The 5,251-nt window shown below is 68.0% G+C and carries 5 protein-coding genes and 1 pseudogene; 3 read left to right on the top strand and 3 right to left on the bottom strand.

All coding sequences use genetic code 11. From position 1 onward, the window contains the following. Nucleotides 1-11 precede the first annotated feature (11 nt). Nucleotides 12-626, bottom strand: coding sequence for an enoyl-CoA hydratase/isomerase family protein (locus VI480_RS00290; protein WP_323670809.1), 615 nt, complete (start codon nt 624-626; stop codon nt 12-14). A gap of 179 nt (nt 627-805) precedes the next feature. Further along, the gene (locus VI480_RS00295; RefSeq protein ID WP_323670810.1) at nt 806-1,048 is read right to left on the bottom strand and encodes a hypothetical protein; all 243 of its coding nucleotides are present in this window, start codon (nt 1,046-1,048) and stop codon (nt 806-808) included. Nucleotides 1,049-1,092: 44 nt separating this feature from the next. Here VI480_RS00295 and VI480_RS00300 point away from each other — a divergent pair, with 44 nt between their 5' ends. After that, complete coding sequence (locus VI480_RS00300) at nt 1,093-2,415, top strand: hypothetical protein (RefSeq protein WP_323670811.1); 1,323 nt, start codon at nt 1,093-1,095, stop codon at nt 2,413-2,415. Here VI480_RS00300 and VI480_RS00305 read toward each other — a convergent pair. Continuing rightward, the gene (locus tag VI480_RS00305; protein ID WP_323670812.1) at nt 2,385-3,914 is read right to left on the bottom strand and encodes an N-acyl-D-amino-acid deacylase family protein; all 1,530 of its coding nucleotides are present in this window, start codon (nt 3,912-3,914) and stop codon (nt 2,385-2,387) included. The two genes, VI480_RS00300 and VI480_RS00305, sit on opposite strands and share 31 nt — an antisense overlap. Nucleotides 3,915-4,051: 137 nt before the next feature. On the opposite strand from VI480_RS00305, the gene VI480_RS00310 reads away from it, so the two are divergent. Further along, on the top strand, nt 4,052-5,023 hold the full coding sequence (locus VI480_RS00310) for an alpha/beta hydrolase (RefSeq protein ID WP_323670813.1): 972 nt from the start codon (nt 4,052-4,054) through the stop codon (nt 5,021-5,023). A 37-nt stretch (nt 5,024-5,060) separates the two neighbouring features. Continuing rightward, nucleotides 5,061-5,251: pseudogene (locus VI480_RS00315) on the top strand (VOC family protein); the annotation flags it as partial.

Here is a 5,251-nt window from a genome sequence, read left to right on the forward strand (position 1 = left end):
GCTTCTCATGGCTAACGCCCTGAGAAGTCAGGCGGGCGCTTGTCGAAGAAGGCAGCGAGGCCCTCGGCGCGGTCTTCGGTGGCTGCGAGCTGGTGGTTCAGGTCGCCTTCGAGGCGAAGGCCGTCGGCCAGCGGCAGCTCCGAGCCCCGGTGCACGGCTTCCTTGGCGAACTCCAGCGCCAACGGACCTGCGCCAGCCAGCTCGTCCAGCCAGCGATCCACTACCTCGTCCAGATCATCCTCGACGGCGTGTGCCAGCCCCCACGCCAGCGCAGTCGCCGCGTCCACTTCGGTTCCCAGCAGGAGCATCGAACTCGCCCGCGAAGCACCGATCGCACGCGGCAGTCGCTGGGTGCCGCCCCAGGCCGGCAGCCGCCCCTCCAGCGCATCGCGTATCGCGAATCGAGCACTCGAATCGCACAGGCGCACATCGCAGGCCAGCGCTAGCTCGAGTCCTGCGCCAGCGCATGCGCCCGAAATGGCGCAGACCACCGGGTTCCGAACCCCAGCCAACGCCGACGCCGGGTCGGGCTGCAGCTCCAGTGGATCGAAGCCGATGCCCGAGCAGAAGTCGCTGCCGGGCTCGTTGCGCAGCACAAGTACCGCCGGCTCGCGCGCCTCGCGCACCGACGTGCACAGATCAGTCAGTGCACGCGCCGCGGCGCGATCCAGCGCGCCGCCTCGCAGTGTGTGCTCGATGCGATTCAGGGTGCCACCACCCCCTCGGGTGGCCGGCGCAGGTTTCCCCTAGTCGGCCCTGTGCCCAATAATCGGCCTCAGTCGGCCCCGTGTTGGCTCGATCAGCCTCAGTCGGCCGACTTGGTCTTCTTGGGCTCCTGCAGCGCCATGTCCTTGCCGTTGCACTGCAAGGTCACTGCGCCCGGCTTGGTGACGAGCACCTCGATACCGGAATCGGGGTCCTGATAGCGCTTGCCGACCTTCAGTCCCTCGCCGCCGGACGACGCGGAAATGTCAGCCTCACCGCCCTTGGTGACGATGACCTGTACGCCGCCGTCGAAATCCAGACGCTCTCCAGCCTTGGTCGCCACAGCATCCCCCTGGTCTCATCGTGTCAATGCCAAATGTGGTCCGTATGAAGCTACACGCCGCACTGCGGCATTACCTCGCCTTGAGCACACTCGAAGCAGGCGGATCAGAACCGCTCGAAGCGAGACGGCACAATGATCCGGTGACATCGCGCCGCACAGCGCTTGTGGTCGGGGGAACCGGCCCGACCGGACCGCTCGTCGTCAACGGGCTGATCGAGCGCGGCTACGACGTGACCATCCTGCACACCGGACGGCACCAGACCGACCTGATCGGCTCCGAAGTCCGCCGCATCTACACCGACCCCTTCGACGGCGAGGCCACCGCCGCAGCGCTGGGCGACGAGTCGTTCGACCTCGTCGTGGCCATGTACGGGCGGCTGCGGATGCTGGCGCCGTTGCTGGCGGGGCGCTGCGACCATTTCGTGTCGATCGGCGGTGTCGGCGTGTACCGGGGCTTCGGCAGCCCCGACGATCTGTTCCCGTTCGGCATGCCGGTGCCGCTGGCCTACGGCGCGCCGCTGGTCGGCGATGGCGAGGAGTTCCGCAAGCTGCGGATGATCCGGGTCACTGAAGAGGCCGTTTTCGAGTGCCACCCCAGCGCGATCCACCTGCGCTATCCCCAGCTCTACGGGCCGCGCCAGCCGCTGCCCCGCGAGTGGCCGCTGGTGCGCAGGGCACTCGACCGGCGGCCGCACCTCGTGGTAGCCGACGGGGGCTTGACGGTGAAGAGCCAGGGATGGATCGGCAACGCCGCCCACGCCACGCTGCTGGCGTGCGATGCGCCTGCCGCCGCACTCGGCGGCATCTACAACGTGGCCGATTCGTCAGCACTGTCAATCGCCCAGATCGCCGAAGTCGTGGCCGACGAGCTTGGCCATAGCTGGGAACTGGTGTCGCTCCCCTACGAGCTGGCAGCACCGGCACGCCCGCTGGTAGGCAGCTGGTCCACCACGCACCGGGTGCTCGACATCGGTCCGACTGTGCGGGATCTCGGCTACCGGGACGTGTTGGCACCCATCGATGCGTGGCGGGCCGCAACACGCTGGCTGGTTGAGAACCCACTTGAACGCGGCGGGGCGCTCGAACAGCGGCTGGGCGATCCCTTCGACTACGACGCCGAAGACCGCCTGGTAGCAGCCTGGAACGACGCCCGCCATGGGCTTGAGACAGCGCTGGGCAGCATCGACTGGACCCGCGAGCCCAACTACGGCAGCGCATACGTCGGCAACCGCCCCAACCCGGGCGTCGCCGAGAAGCGGCAGAGCCTGAACGCAGCCGAATCGCCCGAAGCCAGCCGGCCCCTGAGCCAACCGGCGAGAACGCTCGGCAGCGCTGCTCAGCGGGCCAGCGGGCCTCGCAGGAGCTGACCCGGCACGGCACCGGTCACCCTGCCGTGCTCGGTGATGACCTCGCCGTTCACGATGGTTGCGGCGAAGCCCGTGGCGGTCTGCCGGAGACGGGCGGCACCTGCTGGCAGGTCGTGCACCAGCTCGGGCATGTCGGGTGAGACCGTGTCGGGATCGAACACGTTCACGTCAGCCGCCTTGCCCACTTCCAGCACGCCACGGTCGTCGAAGCCCCAGGCATTCGCGGGCAGCTGGGTGATGCGGTGTACGGCGTCTTCCAGCGTGAACTCCTGGCGGTCACGCACCCAGTGGCCCAGCAGGTGGGTCTGCAGCGACGAATCCATGATCTGAGTGACGTGCGCACCGCTGTCAGAGAATGTCGGGATCGCCCGGGGGTGCTTCAGCAAGTGCAGCACCAGATCCTGGTCCTGATTGGCGAGGGCCTGGACAAAGAACATCTCCAAGTCACTGTCGAGCGCAAGATCGACGAATGCTTCCATGGGCGAGACGCCACGCTCGGCCGCGATCACGTCCATCGTGCGGAACGGCGGCAGCGGTCGCGTCAGCGGGTAGATGTGCGACCAGATCGGCTTGCGGGCCGCCTGCCCCCACGAAGTGCCGCCGGCAGCGTTGATGCCGTCGAGCAGCTTGATCACCGGCTTCCAGTGGTGGTCCTCGCTGGAGGGGGCGAGCATGCCGTATGTCGTGGGCACGCGCGTGCGGGCGGCCAGCTCGACGATCTTGGCGACATAGGCGTCGTTCCGTTCGGTGTCACGTGAGCGCAGGTCGCCATGGTTGGCCAGCTCGAAGATGCCGGCGCCTATTGCCCCCATCTCGCTGACCAGCGCATCGATCTCCGACCACTCCGCCAAGCGCGAGGCAACCGGGCGGTCGTCGGCGGTCTCATGGTTGTAGGAGATGGAGGTGGTGAAGCCGATGGCGCCGGCGTGCAGCGAGTCGCGCAGCTGCTGCAGCATCAGCGCGAGCTCGTCATCGTTGGCGCCGCGGTCGAATGCCGCTTCGCCCATGGCCCACGTGCGCAGCGCCGAGTGCCCCAGGTAACCGGCGTAGTTGATGCCCTTGGGCGTGGCGTCCACGAAGTCGAGGTATTCGGGGAAGGTCTCCCATGTCCAGTCGATGCCTGCAGCCATGGCCTCGGCGGAAATGTCCTCGGCCCGCTCGAGGTTGCGCACGACGAGATGGCGGGCGTCGGGTCGGGCAGGGGCCAACGTGAAGCCGCAGTTGCCCATCACGGCGGTGGTCACGCCGTGGAAGCACGAGCTCTCGCCCATCGGATCCCAAGCGATCTGGGCGTCCATGTGGGTGTGCACGTCAATGAACCCGGGTGTCACGACGTGGCCCTCGGCGTCGATGGCGCGGTCGGCCTTCCTGCCGGCCAGCGCCCCAGGTGTGTCGCCGATCTCGGCGACAACGCCGTCTGAGATCAGCACGTCGGCCCGCCGGGGCTCCGAACCCGTGCCGTCGATCAACGTTCCGCCAGAGATCAGCAGATCACCCATGTCGTGCCCCCGTTATCGCAACCACCGCCCTCGGCGTGAGTGCCCGTCTCAGCGTACGGCAGCCGAGCACAGCGCACCCGCCGACGTGCCGTCCCGACCGCTGCGCCGCCGCTCGCGCCGCACATATGCTGCCCGCCGTGACCCTCGAAGCCGAAGCATCCCGCCTCATCGACCAGATCAACGCGCTGAACATGCCGACGTTCGAGCAGGTCGGCCCCGAGCGAGCTCGCGCCGGGTGGGAGGAGCGTCCCAACCCCGGCGTATTCGTGGAGGTCGCAGGAATCGAGGACCGGACGATTCCGGGACCCGACGGCAATGACATCGCCGTGCGGATCTACCGGCCCAGCGACGGCGCGGCGACCGCCGATGCGGCTGGGGCGCTGGGCTGTCTCGTCTACTTCCACGGCGGCGGCTGGGTGGTCGGCAGCATCAATACCCACGATTGGGTGTGCCGCTCGCTGACGATGCTGGCCGGCGTCGTCACCGTGTCGGTCGACTATCGACTCGCTCCCGAGCACCCGTTCCCGGCCGCCGCCGACGACTGCTGCGCTGCGACCCAGTGGGCGATGAACAATGCCGCCGATCTGGGCATCGACCCCGCCCGGGTGGCGATCGGCGGCGACAGCGCCGGCGGCAACCTGGCGGCAGCGGTAGCGCTCATGTGCCGAGACGGCGCGGCCAACGGCGACGCATGCGGCCAACCGGCGCTGCAAGTGCTCATCTACCCGGTCACCGATTTCGACCGCGACACCCATTCGATGATCGCCAACGCCGAGGGCTACCTGCTGACCCGCGCGACGATGATCTGGTTCGACGATCACTACTGCCCCCCGTCGGAACGCAGCAACCCGTACGCAGCCCCGCTTGCGGTCGACGATCCGGCCGGTGTGGCGCCCGCGTTCGTGATCGTGGCCGGGCACGATCCGCTGCGCGACGAGGGCGTCGAGTACGCCCAGAAGCTGGCCGATGCCAAGGTGCCCACGACGCTCATCGAGTACCCGGGCCAGTTCCACGGGTTCTTCAGCATGACCCGTTTCCTTGATCAGGCCAAGGAAGCCCAAGAACTCACCGCCAGCGTGCTGCGCCGCACCCTCGCACCGTCGGGCTAGACAAGCCTTCTCGCCGAGCGCAAGGAGCAGCACCGCCATGCCGAAACGAGAGCGTCATGCACCGGGAACACCGTCGTGGGTCGACTTGGCGACGACTGATGTCGAAGGTGCCCTTGGCTTCTATGCAGCCGTGCTCGGCTGGGACTTCGAGCGCGACCCCAGCGGCGAGATCAACTACGTCATGGCTGTCGTGGACGGGCATCCTGCCGCTGGGGTGTTCGACATGCC

The organism is Candidatus Poriferisodalis multihospitum (assembly GCF_028283155.1).
Taxonomy (GTDB): domain Bacteria; phylum Actinomycetota; class Acidimicrobiia; order Acidimicrobiales; family Poriferisodalaceae; genus Poriferisodalis; species Poriferisodalis multihospitum.

Coding starts and splice junctions, on each gene's coding strand:
- VI480_RS00305 (WP_323670812.1), bottom strand. CDS start 3,914: ATGGGTGATCTGCTGATCTCTGGCGGAACGTTGATCGACGGCACGGGT.
- VI480_RS00300 (WP_323670811.1), top strand. CDS start 1,093: ATGAAGCTACACGCCGCACTGCGGCATTACCTCGCCTTGAGCACACTC.